This is a genomic window from Halomonas sp. SIMBA_159, from assembly GCF_046536035.1.
Taxonomy (GTDB): Bacteria; Pseudomonadota; Gammaproteobacteria; order Pseudomonadales; family Halomonadaceae; genus Vreelandella; species Vreelandella venusta_A.
In genome coordinates this window covers 1-266 of sequence record NZ_JAWJBT010000748.1, presented here as the reverse complement: position 1 = coordinate 266, position 266 = coordinate 1, and the positions used below count along the sequence as shown (strand labels likewise).

Here is a 266-nt window from a genome sequence, read left to right as displayed (position 1 = left end):
GATGATTACCAGGAGAAGAGCGATCGACACCCTGGGTGCGCCGGGAGCCACCGCGCCGATGCGCCGGTTTCGTCCGACCCTTCCGCTGATCCTGGCCGCGGCCGTGACGATCGGTCTGTCCAGCTGCACACGGGGCGGCCCGCCGGCGCCGGTGGTGTACGGCAGCGGTGGCCCGCCGGCGAGCCAGTCGGCCGATTCCAGCAGCTCAAGCCGTCCGGTTCAGAGCACGCGCCGATCCGACAGCCAGCCGGTCGATCGCTCCGGCC

1 protein-coding gene is annotated in these 266 nt (G+C 71.8%); it reads left to right on the top strand.

Annotated elements, in window-relative coordinates; all coding sequences use genetic code 11:
- A partial coding sequence (locus R0J87_RS21200; protein WP_498888755.1) for a hypothetical protein occupies positions 1-266 on the top strand: 266 nt, incomplete at both ends.